The 19,736-nt window shown below is 69.3% G+C and carries 19 protein-coding genes and 2 tRNA genes; 16 read left to right on the top strand and 5 right to left on the bottom strand.

Annotated features, from left to right (window positions below; all coding sequences use genetic code 11):
• The first annotated feature begins 3 nt into the window (after nt 1-3).
• The 4 genes from nirD (at nt 4) to ychF (ending at nt 4,645) form a co-directional block, all read left to right on the top strand.
• The gene (gene nirD, locus ACE3P2_RS12850) at nt 4-315 is read left to right on the top strand and encodes a nitrite reductase small subunit NirD (RefSeq protein WP_374265037.1); all 312 of its coding nucleotides are present in this window, start codon (nt 4-6) and stop codon (nt 313-315) included.
• A 139-nt stretch (nt 316-454) separates the two neighbouring features.
• Nucleotides 455-1,669 carry a nitrate/nitrite transporter gene (locus ACE3P2_RS12845; RefSeq protein ID WP_374265035.1) on the top strand — a complete coding sequence of 405 codons (1,215 nt, stop codon included), beginning with the start codon at nt 455-457 and terminating at the stop codon, nt 1,667-1,669.
• A 77-nt stretch (nt 1,670-1,746) separates the two neighbouring features.
• Nucleotides 1,747-3,459, top strand: a complete 1,713-nt coding sequence (locus ACE3P2_RS12840; RefSeq protein WP_374265033.1) for a bifunctional protein-serine/threonine kinase/phosphatase — start codon at nt 1,747-1,749, stop codon at nt 3,457-3,459.
• Between the two features lie 94 nt (nt 3,460-3,553).
• The gene (gene ychF / locus ACE3P2_RS12835) at nt 3,554-4,645 is read left to right on the top strand and encodes a redox-regulated ATPase YchF (RefSeq protein WP_374265031.1); all 1,092 of its coding nucleotides are present in this window, start codon (nt 3,554-3,556) and stop codon (nt 4,643-4,645) included.
• 157 nt (nt 4,646-4,802) lie between these two features.
• On the opposite strand, the gene ACE3P2_RS12830 is transcribed toward ychF, so the two are convergent.
• Nucleotides 4,803-6,119, bottom strand: coding sequence for a ferric reductase-like transmembrane domain-containing protein (locus ACE3P2_RS12830; RefSeq protein ID WP_374265029.1), 1,317 nt, complete (start codon nt 6,117-6,119; stop codon nt 4,803-4,805).
• Between the two features lie 99 nt (nt 6,120-6,218).
• Between ACE3P2_RS12830 and ACE3P2_RS12825 the strand changes: the two genes are divergently transcribed.
• The 4 genes from ACE3P2_RS12825 (at nt 6,219) to ACE3P2_RS12810 (ending at nt 9,523) form a co-directional block, all read left to right on the top strand.
• The gene (locus tag ACE3P2_RS12825; protein WP_374265027.1) at nt 6,219-7,820 is read left to right on the top strand and encodes an ATP-binding protein; all 1,602 of its coding nucleotides are present in this window, start codon (nt 6,219-6,221) and stop codon (nt 7,818-7,820) included.
• Nucleotides 7,821-7,823: 3 nt separating this feature from the next.
• On the top strand, nt 7,824-8,495 hold the full coding sequence (locus ACE3P2_RS12820) for a response regulator (protein ID WP_374265025.1): 672 nt from the start codon (nt 7,824-7,826) through the stop codon (nt 8,493-8,495).
• Between the two features lie 33 nt (nt 8,496-8,528).
• Nucleotides 8,529-9,362, top strand: coding sequence for an aldo/keto reductase (locus tag ACE3P2_RS12815; protein ID WP_374265023.1), 834 nt, complete (start codon nt 8,529-8,531; stop codon nt 9,360-9,362).
• A gap of 84 nt (nt 9,363-9,446) precedes the next feature.
• A tRNA-Met gene (locus ACE3P2_RS12810) sits at nt 9,447-9,523 on the top strand.
• 188 nt (nt 9,524-9,711) lie between these two features.
• On the opposite strand, the gene ACE3P2_RS12805 is transcribed toward ACE3P2_RS12810, so the two are convergent.
• The 4 genes from ACE3P2_RS12805 to ACE3P2_RS12790 all read right to left on the bottom strand — a co-directional run bounded on the left by ACE3P2_RS12805 (nt 9,712) and on the right by ACE3P2_RS12790 (nt 10,877).
• Nucleotides 9,712-9,888, bottom strand: coding sequence for a hypothetical protein (locus tag ACE3P2_RS12805; RefSeq protein ID WP_374265021.1), 177 nt, complete (start codon nt 9,886-9,888; stop codon nt 9,712-9,714).
• Nucleotides 9,889-10,219: 331 nt separating this feature from the next.
• The gene (locus ACE3P2_RS12800; protein WP_374265019.1) at nt 10,220-10,522 is read right to left on the bottom strand and encodes a DUF5710 domain-containing protein; all 303 of its coding nucleotides are present in this window, start codon (nt 10,520-10,522) and stop codon (nt 10,220-10,222) included.
• Nucleotides 10,523-10,529: 7 nt separating this feature from the next.
• Nucleotides 10,530-10,664, bottom strand: coding sequence for a hypothetical protein (locus tag ACE3P2_RS12795; protein WP_374265017.1), 135 nt, complete (start codon nt 10,662-10,664; stop codon nt 10,530-10,532).
• A gap of 137 nt (nt 10,665-10,801) precedes the next feature.
• Nucleotides 10,802-10,877, bottom strand: a tRNA-Thr gene (locus tag ACE3P2_RS12790).
• Nucleotides 10,878-11,023: 146 nt separating this feature from the next.
• Here ACE3P2_RS12790 and ACE3P2_RS12785 point away from each other — a divergent pair.
• From ACE3P2_RS12785 to ACE3P2_RS12750, 8 genes are all read left to right on the top strand, one after another.
• Nucleotides 11,024-12,583: a histidine kinase gene (locus ACE3P2_RS12785; protein WP_374265015.1), complete on the top strand. Its 1,560-nt coding sequence runs from the start codon at nt 11,024-11,026 to the stop codon at nt 12,581-12,583.
• Complete coding sequence (locus ACE3P2_RS12780; protein WP_374265013.1) at nt 12,580-13,221, top strand: response regulator; 642 nt, start codon at nt 12,580-12,582, stop codon at nt 13,219-13,221. The genes ACE3P2_RS12785 and ACE3P2_RS12780 overlap by 4 nt, the downstream gene beginning before the upstream one ends.
• Nucleotides 13,222-13,395: 174 nt before the next feature.
• Nucleotides 13,396-15,135: a diguanylate cyclase gene (locus ACE3P2_RS12775; protein ID WP_374265011.1), complete on the top strand. Its 1,740-nt coding sequence runs from the start codon at nt 13,396-13,398 to the stop codon at nt 15,133-15,135.
• Between the two features lie 54 nt (nt 15,136-15,189).
• Nucleotides 15,190-15,555 (top strand): hypothetical protein, encoded by a 366-nt coding sequence (locus ACE3P2_RS12770; RefSeq protein WP_374265009.1) that lies wholly within the window; start codon nt 15,190-15,192, stop codon nt 15,553-15,555.
• Nucleotides 15,555-16,736, top strand: a complete 1,182-nt coding sequence (locus ACE3P2_RS12765) for a hypothetical protein (protein ID WP_374265007.1) — start codon at nt 15,555-15,557, stop codon at nt 16,734-16,736. Before ACE3P2_RS12770 ends, ACE3P2_RS12765 begins: the two co-directional genes overlap by 1 nt.
• Nucleotides 16,724-17,449, top strand: coding sequence for a type II secretion system protein (locus ACE3P2_RS12760; RefSeq protein WP_374265005.1), 726 nt, complete (start codon nt 16,724-16,726; stop codon nt 17,447-17,449). Before ACE3P2_RS12765 ends, ACE3P2_RS12760 begins: the two co-directional genes overlap by 13 nt.
• Before the next feature lie 156 nt (nt 17,450-17,605).
• On the top strand, nt 17,606-18,916 hold the full coding sequence (locus ACE3P2_RS12755) for an adenylate/guanylate cyclase domain-containing protein (RefSeq protein WP_374265003.1): 1,311 nt from the start codon (nt 17,606-17,608) through the stop codon (nt 18,914-18,916).
• A 114-nt stretch (nt 18,917-19,030) separates the two neighbouring features.
• Complete coding sequence (locus ACE3P2_RS12750) at nt 19,031-19,687, top strand: prepilin-type N-terminal cleavage/methylation domain-containing protein (protein ID WP_374265001.1); 657 nt, start codon at nt 19,031-19,033, stop codon at nt 19,685-19,687.
• The last annotated feature ends 49 nt before the right edge of the window (nt 19,688-19,736 follow it).

Raw genomic sequence — 19,736 nt, 5'->3', positions numbered from 1 at the left:
GCCATGCGCAACTGGAAGCGAATCTGCCCCGTGGTCGACATTCCGCTGCTCGGCTCGCGTGTCATCGACAGCCAGGTCCACGGCCGCATCGCGGTGTTCCGTGGCGACGGCGACGCGGTCTTCGCGGTGCGCGACAAGTGCCCGCACAAGGCCGGCCCCCTGTCCCAGGGCATCGTCCACGGCACGACTGTCACCTGTCCGCTGCACAGCTGGAAGATCCAGCTCACGGACGGGCAGGTGGTGGCGCCCGACGTGGGCTGCGTCAAGCCCTTCCCGGTCAAGGTCGAGGACGGCGACGTGTTCCTCGACCTCTAGCCGCTCACGTCACGGGGACGGCGTCCGCCCCGGCGTCTCCCCCGCCGCCCCCGGGGCGTGAATCTCCCGAATCCGCAAGCACCGCTCAGGCAGCGCCCCCAGGCGCCGCCAGGCCCAACTCATCCCAAGGAGTCCCGAAATGGATCGCAAATCCTTCCTCCAGGCCGGTCACACGCCCACGCTGCTGGCCGCCTTCCTCTACTTCGACCTCGCCTTCATGGTGTGGGTGCTGCTCGGCCCTCTGGGCGTGCAGATCGCCGCCGACCTTGGCCTGACCCATGCCCAGAAGGGCCTGATGGTCGCCACCCCGGTGCTCGCCGGCGCGCTGCTGCGCCTCGTCATGGGCGTGCTGGTGGACCACCTCAAGCCCAAGATGGCCGGCGCCATCGGCCAGCTCATCGTGATCGCCGCGCTGACCGTGGCCTGGAAGTTCGGCATCCACAGCTACGCGCAGACGCTGATTCTCGGCCTCTTCCTCGGAGTGGCCGGCGCGGCCTTCGCGGTGGCGCTGCCGCTCGCCTCACGCTGGTATCCGCCCGAACACCAGGGCACCGCGCTCGGCATCGCCGGCGCCGGCAACTCCGGCACCGCGCTGGCCGCGCTGTTCGGCCCCGGTCTCGCCGCCGCCTATGGCTGGACCAATGTCTTCGGCCTGGCGCTGATCCCGCTGTCGATGGTCTTCGTGGCCTACCTCGTCCTCGCCAAGGACGCCCCCGAATGCCCGCCGGCCAAGTCGCTCACCGAATACCTCGCCGTGTTGCGCGACAAGGACGCCTGGTGGTTCATGTTCTTCTACTCGGTGACCTTCGGCGGCTTCGTGGGGCTGGCTTCCTCGCTCACCATCTACTTCAACACCCAGTACGGGCTCGACCCGAAGACCGCCGGCTTCTTCACCGCCGCCTGCGTGTTCGCCGGCAGCCTGGTGCGCCCCATCGGCGGCAACGTGGCCGATCGCATCGGCGGCATCAAGAGCCTCACCGCCATGTACGTGCTGGCCGCGCTGTTCCTCGCCATCGTCAGCGTCGGCCTGCCCGAAGCGTGGCAGGCGCTGGCGATCTTCGTCTGTGCCATGCTGTCGCTCGGCATGGGCAACGGGGCAGTGTTCCAGCTGGTGCCGCAGCGCTTCCGCAAGGAGATCGGCGTGATGACCGGCCTCGTCGGCATGGCCGGCGGCGTGGGCGGCTTCTACCTCGCCTCCAGCCTCGGCTACAGCAAGCAGGTGACCGGCAGCTACCAGTCCGGCTTCCTGATCTTCGCCGCGCTGGCCATCGCCGCGCTGCTCGGCCTCACCGCCGTCAAGCGCCGCTGGCGCACCACCTGGGGCGCTCCGCACCTCACCGCCGCCAAGATCTGAACGGCGCGGGGGCCGTGGCATCCGGTGCCGCGGCCCGCCCCGACGGATCGTTCCACAACCCTCGCGTACGCACCCCGATGCCCCTCGCCCCCTCGCTCCAGACCGACCTCGGCCATGCCTCCCTCACCGGCCCCCGCCCGCACAACGAGGATTTCTGCGGCGCGGCGACGCCCGACGGCGCGGAGCTAAGCGCCAAAGGCATCCTCGCGGTGGTGGCCGACGGCGTCGGCGGTCACGCCAACGGGCGCGAAGCCTCCGAATACACCGTCCGCGGCCTGCTCTCCGACTACTACGCCACGCCCGACACCTGGGCGGTGAACAAGGCCCTCGACACCGTCCTGACGGCGCTCAACCGCTGGCTCGTCGCCCACGCCACGCGCACCCGCGAGGCCGCCGGCATGGCCACCACCCTGTCGGCCATCGTGCTGCGGGGGCGTCGCTACTATCTTGCCCACGTGGGCGACACGCGCATCTACCGATTGCGCGCCGGCCGGCTCGAACAGCTCACCACCGATCACGTTTGGGAGCACCCCGAACTCAAGAACGTACTCTCCCGCGCAGTCGGGCTCGACGCCCACCTGTCGGTGGATTACGCCGACGGGGAGCTGGAAACCGGCGACGTCTTCGCGCTGCTGAGCGACGGCGTCTGGGGCCAGCTCGGCGACGCGCGGATCGCCGAACTGCTCGCGGCCGCCAGCACCCCGCAGGCGGCCGCCGAGCGCCTCGCAGGCAGCGCCGAGGACGGTGGCAGCCAGGACAATTGCACGGCCCTGGTGCTGCGCGTCGATGCCCTGCCCCCCGACCGCCTGCGCGACACCATCGCCCGCCTGCACCGTCTGCCGCCGCCACCGCGCCTCAAACCCGGCCAGCAGCTCGACGGCCTGACGGTGGACGCCCTGCTCCACGAATCCATCGCCACCCTGCTCTACCGGGTGCGCGACGCCCGCGGCCAGCTCCGCGTGCTCAAAACCCTGCGCCCGGATCACGGCGACGCCGAGGCCGCAGCCGCCCTCGCCCACGAAGAATGGCTCGCCCGACGGGTCAACGATACCTGGTTCCCGGCCGTCGTCCCGCACCCGGCGCGCAGCCACCTCTATTACCTGATGAGCTGGCACGAGGGCGCCAGCCTCAAGGCCCGGCTCGACGCCGGCCACCGCTTCGGCCCCGGCGAGGTGACCGAGCTGGGCACCCGCATCCTCAAAGGCGTCGCCAGCCTGCACCGGCTCTCCATCGTCCACCGGGACATCAAGCCCGACAACCTGCATCTCGACAGCGAGGGCCGCCTGCGCATCCTCGACCTGGGCGTCGCCGCCTCCGACGCCGCCACCGCCGACGGCCAGAAGTTCGAGGAAATCAACAACCCCGGCACCCCCAGCTACATGGCCCCCGAGCTCCACGGCCCGCGCCCCGCCGCCGCCAACGAACAGACCGACCTCTACGCCGTCGGCGTCACCCTCTACGAACTGCTCACCCGCAAGTTTCCGTACGGCGAGATCGAACCCTTCCAGACACCCCGCTTCGGCGACCCGGTGCCGCCCACCCGCTATCGCCCCGACATCCCCGCCTGGCTCGAGGCCGTGCTGCTCAAGGCCGTCGCCCGCGAGCCCCGGGCCCGCTTCGAGACCGCCGAGGAATTCCTCCTCGCCATCGAGCGCGGCGCCCACCGGCCGCTGGTCGTGCCGCGCCGCTCGCCGCTACTCGAACGCGACCCGCAGTTCGGCCTCAAGCTCCTCGCCGCCGCCTCGCTGGTGCTCAACGTGCTGCTGATCTACCTGCTGCTGGCGCGCTGAACCCCGCGCCCCTTTGGCTCAGCCCGAACCCGCTTTACAATAGCGGGTTTTCCGGCACGCTCTGCCGGAAGCCTCTGAACATCAAAGGAATTCCATGGCTCTCCAATGCGGCATCGTCGGCCTGCCCAACGTCGGCAAATCGACCCTCTTCAACGCCCTCACCAAGGCCGGCATCGCCGCCGAGAACTACCCGTTCTGCACCATCGAGCCCAACGTCGGCATCGTCGAAGTGCCCGACCCGCGCCTCGATGCCCTGTCCGAAATCGTCAAGCCCCAGAAGGTTCAGCCGGCCATCGTCGAATTCGTCGACATCGCCGGCCTCGTCGCCGGCGCCTCCAAGGGCGAAGGCCTCGGCAACCAGTTCCTCGCCAACATCCGCGAGACCGACGCCATCGTCAACGTGGTGCGCTGCTTCGACGACGAGAACGTGGTCCACGTCAACGGCAAGGTCGATCCGCTCGCCGACATCGAAACCATCGTCACCGAGCTCGCCCTGGCCGACATGGCCGCCGTCGAAAAGGCCATCCACCGCGAAAGCAAGAAAGCCCGCGCCGGCGACAAGGACGCCCAGAAGCTAATCGCCGTCCTCGAAAAGCTCATGCCGCACCTCAACGAAGGTCAGCCGGTGCGCACCCTCAAGCTCTCCGACGACGAGAAGGCGCTCCTCAAGCCCCTGTGCCTGATGACCCTCAAGCCCGCCATGTACGTCGGCAACGTGATGGAAGACGGCTTCGAGAACAACCCCTACCTCGACCGCCTGCGCGAGCACGCCGCCAAGGAAGGCGCCCCGGTCGTCGCCCTGTGCGCCAAGATCGAAGCCGAACTGGCCGATCTCGACGACGAAGACAAGATGGCCTTCCTGGCCGACCTGGGCCTCGAAGAACCGGGCCTCAACCGCCTGATCCGCGCCGGCTACCAGTTGCTGGGCCTGCAGACCTACTTCACCGCCGGCGTCAAGGAAGTCCGCGCCTGGACCATCCACGTGGGCGACACCGCCCCCCAGGCCGCCGGCGTGATCCACACCGACTTCGAGCGCGGCTTCATCCGCGCCCAGACCATCGCCTTTGAAGACTTCATCAAGTACAAAGGCGAAGCCGGCGCCAAAGAAGCCGGCAAGATGCGCTCGGAAGGCAAGGAGTACGTGGTTAAAGATGGCGACGTACTGAACTTCCTGTTCAACGTCTGACCCACATCGACCACCTTTCCGCTACACGATCCAGCCCCGGCATGCCGGGGCTGTTTTTTTTTTGCCGCCCTCTTGGCGGACGCTTGGAGATGGCGCCTCGAACCGCAGCGGTGTCGTTTCGTCGCTTGCCGTGTGCCGCTGACCCGCCCGGGGCGTCTCAGCGGAAGTCGAACAGCTCGCGATGGAAGTCGGCGGGGCGCACGCGACCGTCGGCGGTGAGCGCCCGCGCCAGATGCTCGCCCCAGGCAGCCGGGCCGCAGAACCACACGCTCCCGCCGGGAGACACGCGGTCGCGGATCGCCGCGTCGCCCAGGCGCCCGTCGCGGCTCGACAGGTGGCGATGCAGCGTGACGCCGGCCGCCGCGCACAGCGCCGGCAGAGCGTCCGCGTAGCCGCCCGGCACCTCCGCATCGGTGCAATAGACCAGCGCAACCGGCGTCGACGCCCCGCCCTGCGCCGCCAGCGCCTGCAGGCGGCCGACGAAGGGCGTGATGCCGATGCCGCCGGCAATCCAGAGCTGCGGCCCGGCCGCGCCGGAGAACGTGAAGCCGCCGTATGGCCCTTCGATCGTCACGGCCTGGCCGACCGCGAGCCGGCCAGGCAGCAGCCGGGTGTAATCGCCAAGCGCCTTGATGGCGAAGCGCAGCGTCCCGTCCGCCGGATTCCAGGCGCCGGCGAGGGTGAAGGGATGCGCGCCCTCGCCCGGGTGGCCGAAATCCACCAGCGCGTGCTGCCCGGCCCGATGCCCCGGCCAGGGCCCGCTCGGGCGGCATACCACTTCGGTCACCGCGTCGGGGTAGCGGTGAATGGCCGTGATCCGCGCCTCGGTGCGCCGGCGACGACCAATGCGACCGGCCAGGGCGAGCCCGGCGGCGATCACGCCGGGCAGCGCGACGAGTGCCGTGAGCCATCCCAGCGGCCCCTGCCAGTAGCTGTCGGGCATCAGCATCAGACCGTGGTAGACACCGGCGACGAAGACCAGCGGAAACAGCTTGTGCAGCCAGCGGAAGTAGCGGTACGGGATGCGCCGCACCAGCGCGATCACCACCAGCGCCAGCAGGATGTAACCCGCCCACTCGCCGATGTCCTTGGCCAGCTCCACCCACAGGCTCTCGTCGCCGCCGGGCGGACGCGGCCCACGGGCCGGGCGGGTGATGAAGCCGGCCTTGGCGAGCTTCTTGGGCAGCCATTCGAGCATCCAGTGGGTGAACACGATGACCCCGGCGCCGATGCCAATGTGCTTGTGCAGGCGGTACAGGCGGTCGAGCCCGCCGAGACGGCGCTCCAGCAGCGGCGGACGTGCCGCCAGCAGCGTTCCGGTGCTCATCCACCACAAGGCCAGGGTGCCGGTGAGCAGGATCAGCGCGCGGCGCCAATCCCAGGCCGTACGGGCGGCGGCGGCGACATCCGGCATCACGAAAAGCCCCCACAACAGCAGGGGCACGCCGGCGAGGACGACAAGAGGGCGTTTCATTGCAAGAACTCCAGGAGACAGGCCTGCCAGACCAGACCAGACCAGACCAGACCAGACCAGCAGACGATAAAACACGCCAGGACCACGGCGCCCGACAGCATGGCGGCGGGGTGCGCAGTATCGCCGATCCCGGACAGGGCGCCGTCGGAAGCTTCGGTCGCCGACACGCCGCGTGCCCCGATGGCGCCATTCTGGAAACAGAATGTGCAGCAAATTTGGAGACATTGTGGAGATCGGGTGCCGCCGGTTGATCTTCGCAGCCCGGCGCGGCTTAATGGGGCCAACCGCCGCCGCCTCTCCCCGCCCATGAAGATCGGGATCACCACCAAAGCCTTCTGCGCCGTCCTGCTGGTCGCCCTCGCCGTGCTGCTGGCGATGGGCGTGGCCGGACGCTGGAGCTTCTCGCGCGGCTTCATCGGCTACCTGGACGAACTGGCCCAGGCCCGCCTCGAGGAAGTGGCCCCGCGCTTCACCCAGGCCTATCGCGAGCACGGCAGCTGGGATTTCCTGCGCGGCAACCGGCGCACCTGGTTCCACCTGTGCTCGCCCCACTCGCCCGACGACGATCTGCGCGCCCAGCGTACCGCGCCACCGCCCGAGTCCGACCTCACCGGCGCGGTGTTCCGCCTGAGCCTGCTCGACGCCGACGGCCGCTTCGTGATGGGCAACGCGGCAAGCGCCCGGGCCGCCGAAGCGGCCCGCCGGGCGGTGCTGATCGACGGGCAGCGCGTCGGCTGGCTGGTCATGGCGCCCTTCGAGAGCGCCAGCGGCACCGCGGTGCAGCGCTTCTTCGACGACCAGCTCCACGCCACCCTGTTGATCGGCGGACTCGCCGCCCTCGTCGCGGCGGCGGTGTCGCTGTGGATCGCCCGCAGCCTGGTCGCGCCGATCAAGCAGGTCGCCACCGCCACCCACCGCCTCGCCGCCGGCGACTACACCGGCCGGGTCACCCCCAGCAGTCACGACGAGGTCGGCCAGCTCGCCCGCGACTTCAACCGCCTCGCCCGCAGCCTCGAAGCCACCGAGAAGACGCGGCGCGCGTTCATGGCCGACGTCTCCCACGAACTGCGCACCCCGCTCGCGGTGCTGCGCGGCGAGCTCGAAGCGATGGAAGACGGCCTGCGCCCCGCGGACGCCGACGCCCTGCGCTCGCTGCAGGCCGAAGTGCGCACCCTCACCCAACTGGTGGACGACCTCAACGAACTGGCCCTCGCCGACGTGGGCGCCCTCGCCTACCGCAAGGCGCCGGTCGACCTGGCCGACTGCCTGGAACGCACCCTCGACGCCTGCCGCGACCGTCTCGCCGCCGTGCCGCTCGCGCTCGAAACCGCCTTCGCACCCGGTCTTGCCGTGCTGGCCGACGACGCCCGCCTGGGCCAGCTGTTTCGCAACCTCGTCGAGAACACCCTGCGCTACACCGACCCCGGCGGCACCCTCAAGGTCGTCACCCGGCGCGACGGCCCGACGGTCTGCATCGATTTCCTGGATTCGGCGCCCGGCGTGCCCGACGCGCTGCTGCCCCGACTCTTCGAGCGCTTCTTTCGCGGCGAGAACTCGCGCAGCCGCAGCACCGGCGGCGCCGGCCTCGGCCTGGCGATCTGCCGCAGCATCGTCGAGGCCCACCACGGCACCATCACCGCCCATCCCTCGCCGCTCGGCGGCGTGTGGGTCGCACTGCGCTTTCCGGCGCTGGAGAACTGACCGATGGGCACCCCCCAACAGATCCTGATCGTCGAGGACGAACCCAAGCTCGCCGCCCTGCTGGCCGACTACCTCAAGGCCGCCGGCTACGCTCCCCGTCACCTCGCCGACGGCCTTGCGGTGATCCCCGCGGTGCGCGCCGAGCCCCCCGATCTGATCCTCCTCGATCTCATGCTGCCCGGCCGCGACGGCCTCGACATCTGCCGCGAGCTGCGCGGCTTCAGCAACGTGCCGGTGATCATGATGACCGCGCGGGTCGATGAGATCGACCGCCTGCTCGGCCTCGAACTCGGCGCCGACGACTACATCTGCAAACCCTACAGCCCGCGCGAGGTCGTCGCCCGCTGCAAGGCCGTGCTGCGCCGCCTGCATCCGCCCGAACCCGCTGCCGCCCCCGCGCTGAGCATCGACGCCGACGCCTGGCGGGCCCGCTACCACGGCGTCGAGCTGGATCTCACGCCGGTCGAATTCCGACTGCTGCGCACCCTCGCCCGCGCGCCCGGACGGGTCTTCTCCCGTGAGCAGTTGCTCGACGGCCTCTACGACGACCACCGGGTCGTCACCGACCGCACCGTCGACAGCCACGTCAAGAACCTGCGCCGCAAGCTCGAACAGGCCGCCCCAGGCGAACCGCCGATTCGCTCGATCTACGGCGTCGGCTACCGCTTCGACTGACCCCACATCCCCCAACCACCGAGAGAGACGCCCGTGACGCTCCCCCTTGCCCCCACCCTCACCCTCGCCAACGGCGTCGCCATGCCCCAGCTGGGCCTCGGCACCTGGCCGATGAACGACGCCGAGGCCGCCGTGGCCGTCGCCACCGCCCTCGACCTGGGCTACCGCGCCATCGACACCGCCGAAAACTACGCGAACGAACGCGGCGTCGGCGAAGGCATCCGTCGTTCCTCGGTAAAGCGCGAAGACGTCTTCGTCACCACCAAGTTCAACCGCAAGTGGCACAGCTTCGACGGCGCCCGCCAGGCCTGCATCGCCAGCCTCGAGCGGCTCGGCCTCGACTACATCGACCTGCTCCTGATCCACTGGCCCAACCCCGACCAGGACCGCTTCGTCGAAGCTTACCTGGGCTTGGTGCGCCTGCTCGACGAAGGCCTGGTGCGCGCCATCGGCACCTCCAACTTCAAACCGGCGCACCTTGAACGACTGTTCAAACTCGGCCTCGTCCCGCACCTCAACCAGATCCAGCTCGACCCCTACCACCGCCGCGACGATCTTGTCGCGATCCACCGCGACCGCGGCATCGTCACCGAATCCTGGCGCCCGCTCGGCTTCGGCTCAGACCTGCTGGCCGACCCGGCCATTGCCGACATCGCCACCCGCCACGGCCGCACACCGGCGCAGATCGTGCTGCGCTGGACCGTCCAGCAGGGCTTCGCCACGGCGCCCAAGTCGGCCACGCCCGACCGCATGGCGCAGAACCTCAACATCTTCGACTTCGCCCTCTCGGCCTCCGAGATGGCCACCCTCGACGCGCTCGACCGCCCCGATCCGGGCATGTTCGACGCCGACAGCTTCGGCCACTAAACCCGTCGGGCACACGATGTTCAATCTTTCTTCAAAAAATGCTTGACCCAACGAAGCGACTTGTCTAATATGGCGTTTCTCCGACGCGGGGTGGAGCAGTCTGGCAGCTCGTCGGGCTCATAACCCGAAGGTCGCAGGTTCAAATCCTGCCCCCGCAACCAGTTTCAAGCATCAAGGCTCGATCACTCAGGTGGTCGGGCCTTTTTGTTTTGCGCGCCTGGAGCGCGGACGTGACCGACCCTCCCCGCGCCCGGGTTCGAGGGCCGACTGGCGAATCCGCATTCAACGCTGCGGCTTGGGCGCGGCGCGCACCATCACGGCGCACACCGCCCGGGTTCGGTGCAACAGGCTAGCGGCAACCCGGGCCGTCCGCCGGATGTTCGAAACCGTCGCCGTCGCGATCGTAGGCGGACAAGCCCAGCGTCGACAGCCGCGCCGAACGGCTCTGACGGGTGGTATCGGCGATCCAGTCGAGCACCGCGTGAAAGAGGGCGCTCCAGTGAATGGGTGCGTGCAAGAAGTTCATGACTGTGTCTCCTGTCTTTTGACTTATTGATTTCAGCAACTCTCGTACCAGTATTACGGTAATACCACAACGAGACTTGAGTCAGTGACAAAATCCACGCGACATGGCGTTTGACCTCGCCCGACCGCGGCCTGAAAGACCGCCTGAACAGGACTGGACGCAGACGTGCGCGGTCACGGGTTGGACCAAGCCGGCCCGCAGAAATTCAGGCGCGCCAGGGCTGGCGAGACCGCAGGCCGAAACAGCACCGACCCGTTTGGGTGGCGCGAAGACAGACGCAGCGGCAAGGGGGGCGGGGCGATGGCCCCGACGAAAAACCGGGCGATGCCGCTCAGTTCCGCCAGCCGCGCGCCTCGACGGCGGCGGCGCAGGTGGCGCAGCCTTCCCACGGCAGGCAGTCGCAGCTCAGCGCGAAGTAGCGCTCGCCGGTCTTTGCCGACGCCGCCTGAGCGCGAGTGGCGACAGGCCGCGCCGCAGCCGGAGCAGCATCGGACGGCGACGGCAGCCAGCGCGCGAAGGCGGCAAGGTTGGGCGCATTCTGCACGTACCAAACCTTGCGCGCCGCATCCCAGCGGGCGCCAAGGCGCTTGGCCTCGTCCTTCTCGGCAAACGGCACGCGCAGATCGGTTCTCATCGCTGTCTCACTTTCCCTTCAGGCGCGACGCAAGCCGGCGCCGCTTTTCTTCGGCCTGCCGGCTCCTGCGCACGTCCCAGACGAACGACGCCGCCGCGATGGCGACCAGGCAGACGCACCCGCCGATGATGATGTAACCCACAAGACCGTGCATTTCTGGATGCCGCTTTGAGACTGCCGGGCGCGAGAGAACCCTTGAGACGCCTCCGCCGGACCAGCCCGGTGGCGGCTCAACGAAAAAGCCGACCCTCGGGGATCGGCCTGTGCTTCGGGTGCGGTTGGTGCCGGTGAAAGGAATCGAACCCTCGACCTTCGCATTACAAGTGCGCTGCTCTACCAACTGAGCTACACCGGCGGGATCGCACATCTTCCGCAACGCCGGAAAGCCCGATACGCATGGACGGAAAAGGCTGGCCTGAACTATCCTTTGAGGCTGCGCAGGCCCTGCGAGGGCCGGATTATAAACAAAAGCGACTCATTCACGCAGCCCACTCGACACGTATGTCCCCTGCCCTCAAGCCGGACGCCCCCTCCGCCGGCGCGGACTGCCAGCCCAAACCGCCGATCCGACTGCTGTTCATCGAAGACGCCGAGAACGACGTCATCCTGCTGCTGCACCGCTTCCGCAACGCCGGCTACGCGCCCACCTACCTGCAGGTGGCCACCGAAGAGGGCGTGCGCGAGGCGCTGCAGCGGGAAAACTGGGACGTCATCCTGTGCGACCACAACCTGCCGGGCTTCAACGCCCAGGCGGCCCTGCGCACGACCCAGGAACTCGGCATCGACCTGCCCTTCATCATCGTTTCGGGCGTGATGCAGGAGGACGAAGCGATTGCCGCGATGCGGGCGGGCGCCCACGACTACCTCAGCAAGAACAACCTCGACCGCCTCGTTCCGGCGGTCGAACGGGAGATGCGCGAAGTCTGCAACCGCCGCGAGAAGCGCCGCGCCGAGCAGACCCTGCGCCAGAGCGCGGCACGCCTGCGGGCCCTCACCGACAACATCCCGGGCGTGGTGTTCCAGATGGGCTACACGCCCGACGGCATGCTCGGTTTCCAGTATCTCAGCGAGGCGGCGACGATGCTCTTCGGCACCTCGGCCGACGAGCTGATCGGCAGCGCCGCCGGCTGGATGAACTGGCTGCTGAAGGAAGACCTGCCCGGCTTCATGGAGGCCGCCTCGACCTCGGCCGAGCACCTGTCCACCCTCAACTGGGAAGGCCGCATCCAGCTGGCCACCGGCGAGCAGAAATGGATCAACCTGCGCAGCTCGCCGCGCCTCTCCGAGATGGGCGCGGTGGTGTGGGAGGGCGTGATGTGGAACATCACCCACAGCAAGCGCGTCGAGGCCGACCTGCGCGAATCCCGCAGTCAGCTCGCCGCGCTGTCCAACCACCTGCAGCGCATCAAGGAAGACGAGCGCGAGCGCATCGCCCGCGACGTGCACGACGTGCTCGGCGGCACCCTGGTCGCCATGAAGTTCGAGATGTCGCTGCTCGAGTCCAAGCTCGACAACAACCCGGCCCAGGCCCGCGAACGGGCCCGCAACGTGGGGCGGATGGTGGACGACGCCATCGCCACCGTCGGCCGCGTGACCCGCGAGCTGCGCCCCGGCATCCTCAAGGATTTCGGCCTCGCCGCGGCCATCGAATCCCAGGGCGAGGACTTCGCCCAGCGCACCGGCATCGCCTGTAACATTCTTTGTACCGACCATGATCTCGACCCGGACTACGATACGGCTCTGGCCTTTTTCCGCGTCTTCCAGGAGGCGCTGACCAATGTCAGCAAACACGCCCGCGCCACCGCGGTCACGGTCAGACTCATGCAAGAGGGAGACGAAGTGGTACTCGAGATCGCCGACAACGGCTGCGGCCTCGCCGCCACCGATCTGCAGAAGCCGCGCTCCTTCGGGTTGCGCGGCATCCGCGAGCGGCTCACCAGCCTGGGCGGCCATCTCGACCTGCGCGACGTCGAGCCCCACGGAACGCGCCTGACCCTGCGCGCGCCCCTCCTGACCACGCCTTCGGAGGAGGCGCCCACCCCCAACCGGAGCACCCCATGAGCAAGCCCATCCGGGTACTGATAGCCGACGACCACGCGATCGTCCGCCAGGGCCTGCGCCAGATCCTTTCCGACACCCCCGACCTCACCGTCGCCGGCGAAGCCGAGAACGGCGTCCAGGCCGTGCAGCTCGTGCGCCAGGGCGAGTGGGACGTCGTGCTGATGGACGTCTCGATGCCCGACCGCAACGGCATCGACGCCCTCAAGATCATCAAGAAGGAATTCCCGCGCCTGCCGGTACTGATCCTCAGCATGTACCCCGAGGAGCAATACGCGATCCGCGCCCTCAAGGCCGGCGCGGCCGGCTACCTCACCAAGCAGAGCGCGCCCGAGCTGCTGGTCACCGCGATCCGCCAGGTCGCGAGCGGCAAGAAATACGTCAGCCCGTCGCTGGCCGAGGAACTCGCCAACGCCATCGGCGAAGACACCGAGCGCCCTCCTCACGAAAAGCTCTCCGACCGCGAATACCAGACGCTGTGCATGATCGCCTCCGGCAAGACGCCCACCGAGATCGCCGAGGCACTCAACCTCAGCGTCAAGACGGTGAGCGTCTATCGCGCACGCCTCCTCGAGAAGATGAATCTGCGCAACAACGCCGAGCTGACCCATTACGGGCTCAAGCACGGACTGGCCGAGTAAACCCAACGGAATAACATTTTTTTCACATCGGGTCGCCCGACAGCCTCAAGGCATGTCGGGCACGGCCGTTATCTGACGCGTTCCACCCTGTTATGTTCTCGGACCTGCGGGCCCATCGCCCCAGCAGGATGTCGGATGCACCCCAAAGCCGCCGCTGCCCCGCGCAGACCCAAGATGATCGACACCACCCAGCCCTCGGACGTTGCCCGCGAGACGCTCCGCCAGCTCGCCCTGCGCCGGATCGCCCCGACACCCGACAATTACCGCGCGCTCTACCACGAGATCGCCGGTACGGTTGCCGAAGACATCTTCCCCGAGCGCGCCCTCAAGCAGCTCGCCGCCGCCCTTCCGCGCCACAACCACGAAGCCCTGCGCATCGCCCGCGAGTTCGAGAGCGCCATCGCCCAGGAGGACTGGCAGGCCGTGCGCACCGTCATCGTCGACAGCCTGTCGATCGCCGACGTCCCCGAACTCAACTGGGGCAGCCTGCTGCGCGAATTCGTGGCCGAATGGGACCGCCGTCAGGGCGGGCTCACCCAGGCCCGCAAGCGCGAAATGCTCGACCGCGTCCTCAGTGCGTCCGGCACCCACCCGGAACGGCTCGCCGAACGCCTACAGGGCCTGCTGCGCGCCTGGTCCCGCAACAGCGACGAAGACCAGCCCGCCGGTGACCTGGTCAGCCCGCCCGCGTCCCGCGCCACGACCATCGCCCAGGCCGACGACACCCCCACCTTCGCCGACCTCCTCGCCAGCCTGCTCGACAGCCTCGCGGGTCACGCCGGCGAATCCGAACTCGCCAGCGAGACCCGCGCACTCGCCGCCGCCCTGCGCCAGCAGCCCATCGCCATCGCCCGCGAAGCCCTCGAAGCACGCCTCGCCCAACTGCGAGCCCGCATCGAATGGACCGCCGAGGACCAGCAAGCCCTGCGCGACGCCCTCCAGCGCGTGCTCCAGCTCATCCTCGAGAACATCGGCGAACTGGTCGTGGACGACCGCTGGCTGCACGGCCAGATCGTCCTGATCGGCGAGATGTTCGCCCAGCCCCTCGACGTGCGCCTCCTCGGCGAACTCGAAAATCGCCTGCGCGACGTCATTCACCGCCAGGGCGCGCTCAAGGTCGAACTCTCCGACGCCCAGGCGCGCCTCAAGGAAATGCTCAGCCGCTTCGTCGACCGCCTCGGCGAGTTCTCCGACTCCACCGGCGACTACCACGACAAGATCGAACAATCCGCCGAACGCATCGCCGGCGCCCGCGACATCGCCGAACTCACCGACGTGATCGCCGACCTGATGCGCGAAACCCGCCTCGTCCAGCAGACCACTGCCCGCTCCCGCGACGAACTCGTCGAGCTGCGGGCGCGCGTCGACGACGCCAACGCCGAGATCACCCGCCTGCAGGGCGAACTCGAACAGACCAGCGAACTCATCCGCCACGACCCCCTCACCGGCGTGCTCAACCGCAAGGGCCTCGACGAAGCCCTGACCCGCGAAACCGCCTTCGCGCGGCGACGCGGCACCCCGCTGTGCCTCGGCCTGCTCGACATCGACAACTTCAAGCAGATCAACGACACCCACGGCCACCAGACCGGCGACGAAGCCCTCCAGCATCTCACCGAAGTCGTCCGCGAGAACATCCGCCCGCAGGACTCCGTCGCCCGCTACGGTGGCGAGGAGTTCGTCATCCTGCTCCCCGACACCCCGCTCGACGCCGCCGTCGCGGCCCTCGTGCGCCTCCAGCGCGCCCTCACCAAGCGCTTCTTCCTGGCCCGTCAGCAAAAGCTGCTCATCACCTTCAGCGCCGGCGTGGCCCAGCTCAAGGACGGCGAGGACACCGATCAGACCCTCGACCGGGCCGACAAGGCCATGTACATCGCCAAGCGCTCCGGCAAGAACCGCGTCCTCGCCGCCCACTGAGCAGCCTCGCCCTTCCGCCCCACCCGGCACGGACTATGCTAAATTCGTGCCGTCATGCCATTCAAATCCACCCGCCGGGGCGCCGTCCTCCTGCCGCTGCTCGTGCTGTCGAGCCTTTTGCTGGCGATCGTTCCGGCCCGCTACGGGTACGCCGAGCCCCTCGGCCGACTGTTCTTCACCCCCGCCGAGCGTCATCGCATCGACCGCCCGGTTCGCAGCCCAGAACCGCCCGCGCCGCCACCGCGGCTCGACGGCATCGTCACCCGCAGCGCCGGCCGGCCCACCGTCTTCCTTGACGGCGAGGCCATCCCCGCCGACGCCCGCCAGATCCGCATCGACACCGCCACCGCCCGCGTCACCGGCCCGGACGGGCGCTCGCACCGGCTGCGTGTCGGCGACCCGCCTCCCGACACCCCCTGATGCGGTGCGCCCGCCGCCAGCGCGGCATGATTCTCCCGGCCTTGCTCGTTCTCCTCGTCGTCGGCGGTCTCGGCTGGCTGCTGGCCCGGCAGGACAGCCGTGCCCACCGCGAGCTCGCCCACGAAATCCGCACCGGCCAGGCACTGGCGCAGGCCCGTGAAGCCCTCCTCGGCTTCGCCGCCACCTACCGCAACGCCGAGCACCCCAACGCCGACTTCGGCTACCTGCCCTGCCCCGACCTGGACGGCGACGGCTCCGCCGAAACCTGCGGCACCCAGGGCCAGGCCAGCATCGGCCGCCTGCCCTACCTCACCCTCAACCTGCCCGACCTGCGCGACGGCAGCGGCGAGTGCCTGTGGTACGCGGTGTCCGGTGCCGTCAAGAACAACCCCAAGCCGGACGTCCTCAACTGGGATAGCAGCGGCACCTTCCGACTCGAAGACGCCGCCGGCCAGCCGGTCATCCTCCCCGGCGACCAGGCCGGCCATGCCGTCGCCCTCGTCATCGCCGCCGGCCCGCCCCTGCCGACCCAGGCACGCAGCCCGGGCCCGGACCGCTGCGGAGGCGACTCGGACGCACGCCAGCTCCAGCACTACGTCGAAGCCCTCACGGCCAGCACCGGCAGCGTTCCCGTCGCCGTCCGCCCCGCCGCCGGCAACGACCGCATCGCCGCGATCACCATCGACGACATCTTCAGCCAGCTCAAACGTCGCCCGAGCTACGGGCCATGGCTGCAGAAAGTCCTCCAGGCCACCGCCGACTGCCTGGCCAAGCCCACCCTCCCGCCGGTCGTCGGCCCCAGCCGGCACGGCCCGGTCGAACTCGGCCGCGTGCCGCCGCTGACCCAGCTCAGCGGCACCTGTCGCACCGAAACCTTGCGCGACGCCACCGCCAACTGGGCCGACACCCTGCGCTACGCCCGCTGCATCGGCGACACCGACTGCCTTGCCGGCAACGGCCGGCGCTGTCGCGGTGCGCTGATCTTCGGGGGCGAGCGGGCCACCAGCGGCCAGCCTCGTCTCAGCCCCGCCGACAAGCTCGACACCGCCCACTACCTCGAACCCGCCACCCTGGCCGCGCTGGCCGCCGGGCAGCTCGCCGCGCTACCCGACACCCTCGTCCTGCCCACCACGCCCCATCCTCCCGCCGCCACCGCCGACGTCGCCCTATGCCTGCCCTGAATCGCCCCCACCACGGTTTCACCCTCGTCGAAATGGCGGTGGTGCTGCTGATCGTGACGCTGCTCGGTGGCGGAATCGCCACGGGCCTGTCCGCCCACCTCGCCCGCCGCGCCGAAGCCGCCACCGACGACGCCCTGACCGAGGCCCGCGACGCCCTGCTCGGCTACGCGATGCGCACCGGCAACCTCCCCTGCCCCGCCAGAAGCGCCACCGACGGCGCCGAAGACCGCAGCGGCACCACCACCTGCCGCAAATACACCGGCCTGCTGCCGTGGGCCACCCTTGGCATCGCCGGCCTGGACGGCTGGGCGCACCGCCTGCGCTATGCGGTCGCCCAAAAATACGTCGCCCCGCTCGGGGGCACCGGCAACACCGAAAAGGTCAGCCTCGCCGACGGCGACATCGAGATCAAGACCCGCAGCCTCGACGGCAGCGAACTCTTCCTCACCACCGAAGGCGGAAAAAGCCCCGCCCTGCTCCTCTCCCACGGCGCCAATGGCCTCGGCGCAATCGACGCCCAGGGCGTTGCGCTCGCCCCTCCGATGGCCGGCAGCGACGAAGCCCGCAACGCCGCCGCCGACGCCCGGCTCTTCTACAGCCGCGGCGTATCCGAAAACCCCACCGCGCCCGGCGGCGCCTTCGACGACCGGGTCACCTGGCTCTCGCCCAACCTCGTCGCCCACCGGCTCGTCAGCGCCGGCCGGCTCCCGTGATGCGGCCCATTGTGTAGCCATTGGTTTCACCCCCACGCCGCGTCGCCTCGACTGCGTACTACGACACACATCCCAACAATCAGCCCCGTCCGCCACCTTGACCCTGCTTTCCCGCCGGCGTGAAACTTGTCACGGTTTTCAGCCTCAGGACAGCCGATGCCGGACAACCGGCCCACCGACGCCCCGCCGCGCTCCACGCTCCGCCGCCTCCTGCGCGCCATCCTCGACATCGGGGCGCACGCGGACGACGACGACGAAACCAGCATCAGGAAGATCCTCCTGAACCTGGCCAGCGTGCTTTTCGCCACCGCCGCCCTCGTCTGGGTCGCGGTGGCCTGGGTCGTGGACGACGCGCCGGACGTGCTCCCCGCCGCCGGCGTGCCCGCCCTCGCGCTGCTCAACCTCGCCGTGTTCCAGCGCCACGGCCGCGCCGACACTTATGGCATCCTGCAGCTCGGGCTGATGCTCGCCTTCCCGTTCGTCGCCCAGGGCCTGCTCGGCGCGGCACCGATGGCCGCCGGACTGCCGGCCTGGGCCATCCTGGCCCCCGCGAGCGCCCTGCTCAGCCTCGGCGTGACGGGCGCCACGCCCTGGTTCGTCGCCTTCATCGTCGCGCTGACGGCCCTCGCGCTGCGCGCCCCCGCCGACGCACCCGGCCACGCGCCGCATCTCGCCGTTCACCTCGCCCTGGTGGGCTCGGTGCTCTTCATGCAGTGGCGCTTCGCCCTGGGCCAGCGCAACAAGACCCGCGAGCGCCTCGCCGACGCCCACCACCAGCTGCGGCTCGCCCAGGAGCGCTCCGAACGTCTGCTCCTGAGCATCCTGCCGGCGCCCATCGCCGCCCGCCTCAAGGACACCACCGCCACCATCGCCGACGGCCACCCGGAAGTCGTGGTGATGTTCGCCGACATCGTCGACTACACCCGCATCGCCAGCGGCATGACGCCGATCCAGGTGTTCGAGATGCTCAACCGCATCTTCTGCCGCTTCGACGAACTGTGCGAACAGCACGGCATGGAACGCATCAAGACCATCGGCGACGGCTACATGGTGGCCGGCGGGCTGCACGCCCACCCGGTCGAGCCCCACGCCGCGATGGCCGCCCTCGCCCTCGACATGCAGGCCGCCCTGCGCAACCACGACTTCACCGACGGGCTGGCCCTGGAGGTACGCATCGGCATCGCCTCCGGGCCGGTGGTGGCCGGCGTGGTCGGGCGCGGAAAGTTCATCTACGATCTGTGGGGCGACACGGTCAATCTCGCCTTCCGCCTGTGCACCGAAGGCGAACCCAGCGTGATCCAGTGCTGTGGCCGCAGCTTCGAGCGCCTGCGAGGCGCCTTCGTGTTCGCCAAACCGCTCCTGCTGCTGCTCAAGGGCAAGGGCTACGTGCCGGTCTATCGCCTGCAGAGCCCGCGCATCTTCGCCGTGCCCGCCTCGGCACGCAGCCAACCCCCCCAGGCCGCCTGACGGCACCGCCGCCGGCGTCAACCCGCTGTCGCAACCACCCAAACTGCATTAAACTATCCATCCTGTATGGATAGACACATCCGCCCGGGCGGGCGATGCACAACGGGAAATCCCATGAGAAACCGGCAACACGGCTTCACCCTCGTCGAGATCGCCATCGTCCTGGTCATCATCGGGCTGCTGCTCGGCGGCGTCCTGAAAGGCCAGGAACTCATCAACAGCGCCAAGGTAAAGAACGCCATCGGCGAATACCGCAACCTCTCGACCTATATCTATGCCTACCAGGATCGCTTCCGGGCGCTGCCGGGCGACGACCCGGGCGTGGCCAACCGCCTGAGCGGCGCGACCCGGGCCAGCACGGGAGGAACGGTCGGCAACGGACGCATCGACGGCGCCTGGAACTCCACCACCGGCAGCGACGAGAGCGTGCTGTTCTGGCAGCACATCCGGCTCGCCAATCTCGCCAGCGGCGACGGGCGCGATCCCATGGCCAATGGCGTCACCCTGCTCGACTGGCTGCCGCGCAACGCCTTCGGCGGGCGCATCGGCGTGACCGGCAACAGCCCGGTGACCGGCTGGAGCGGCAGCTTCTTCATCTGTCAGGACAACCTCGCCGGCAACTTCGCCCGCCAGATCGACATCGCGATGGACGACGGCCTGCCCTCGACCGGCTCCGTGCGCCTGCTGGCCAACAGTGCCGCGAGCGGCACGGCGATTGCCCCCACCGCCCTGAACGACGCCAGCCTCTACACCGTCTGCGCGGCTTTCTGACCGCCACCCGTGGCGGCGCGATCGAAACGCGCGCAACCCCGGGACGCAG

The organism is Zoogloea sp. (assembly GCF_041911615.1).
Lineage (GTDB): Bacteria > Pseudomonadota > Gammaproteobacteria > Burkholderiales > Rhodocyclaceae > Zoogloea.
Note: the sequence above shows the minus strand (reverse complement) of the source record. Positions and strands in the feature narration are given on the sequence as shown.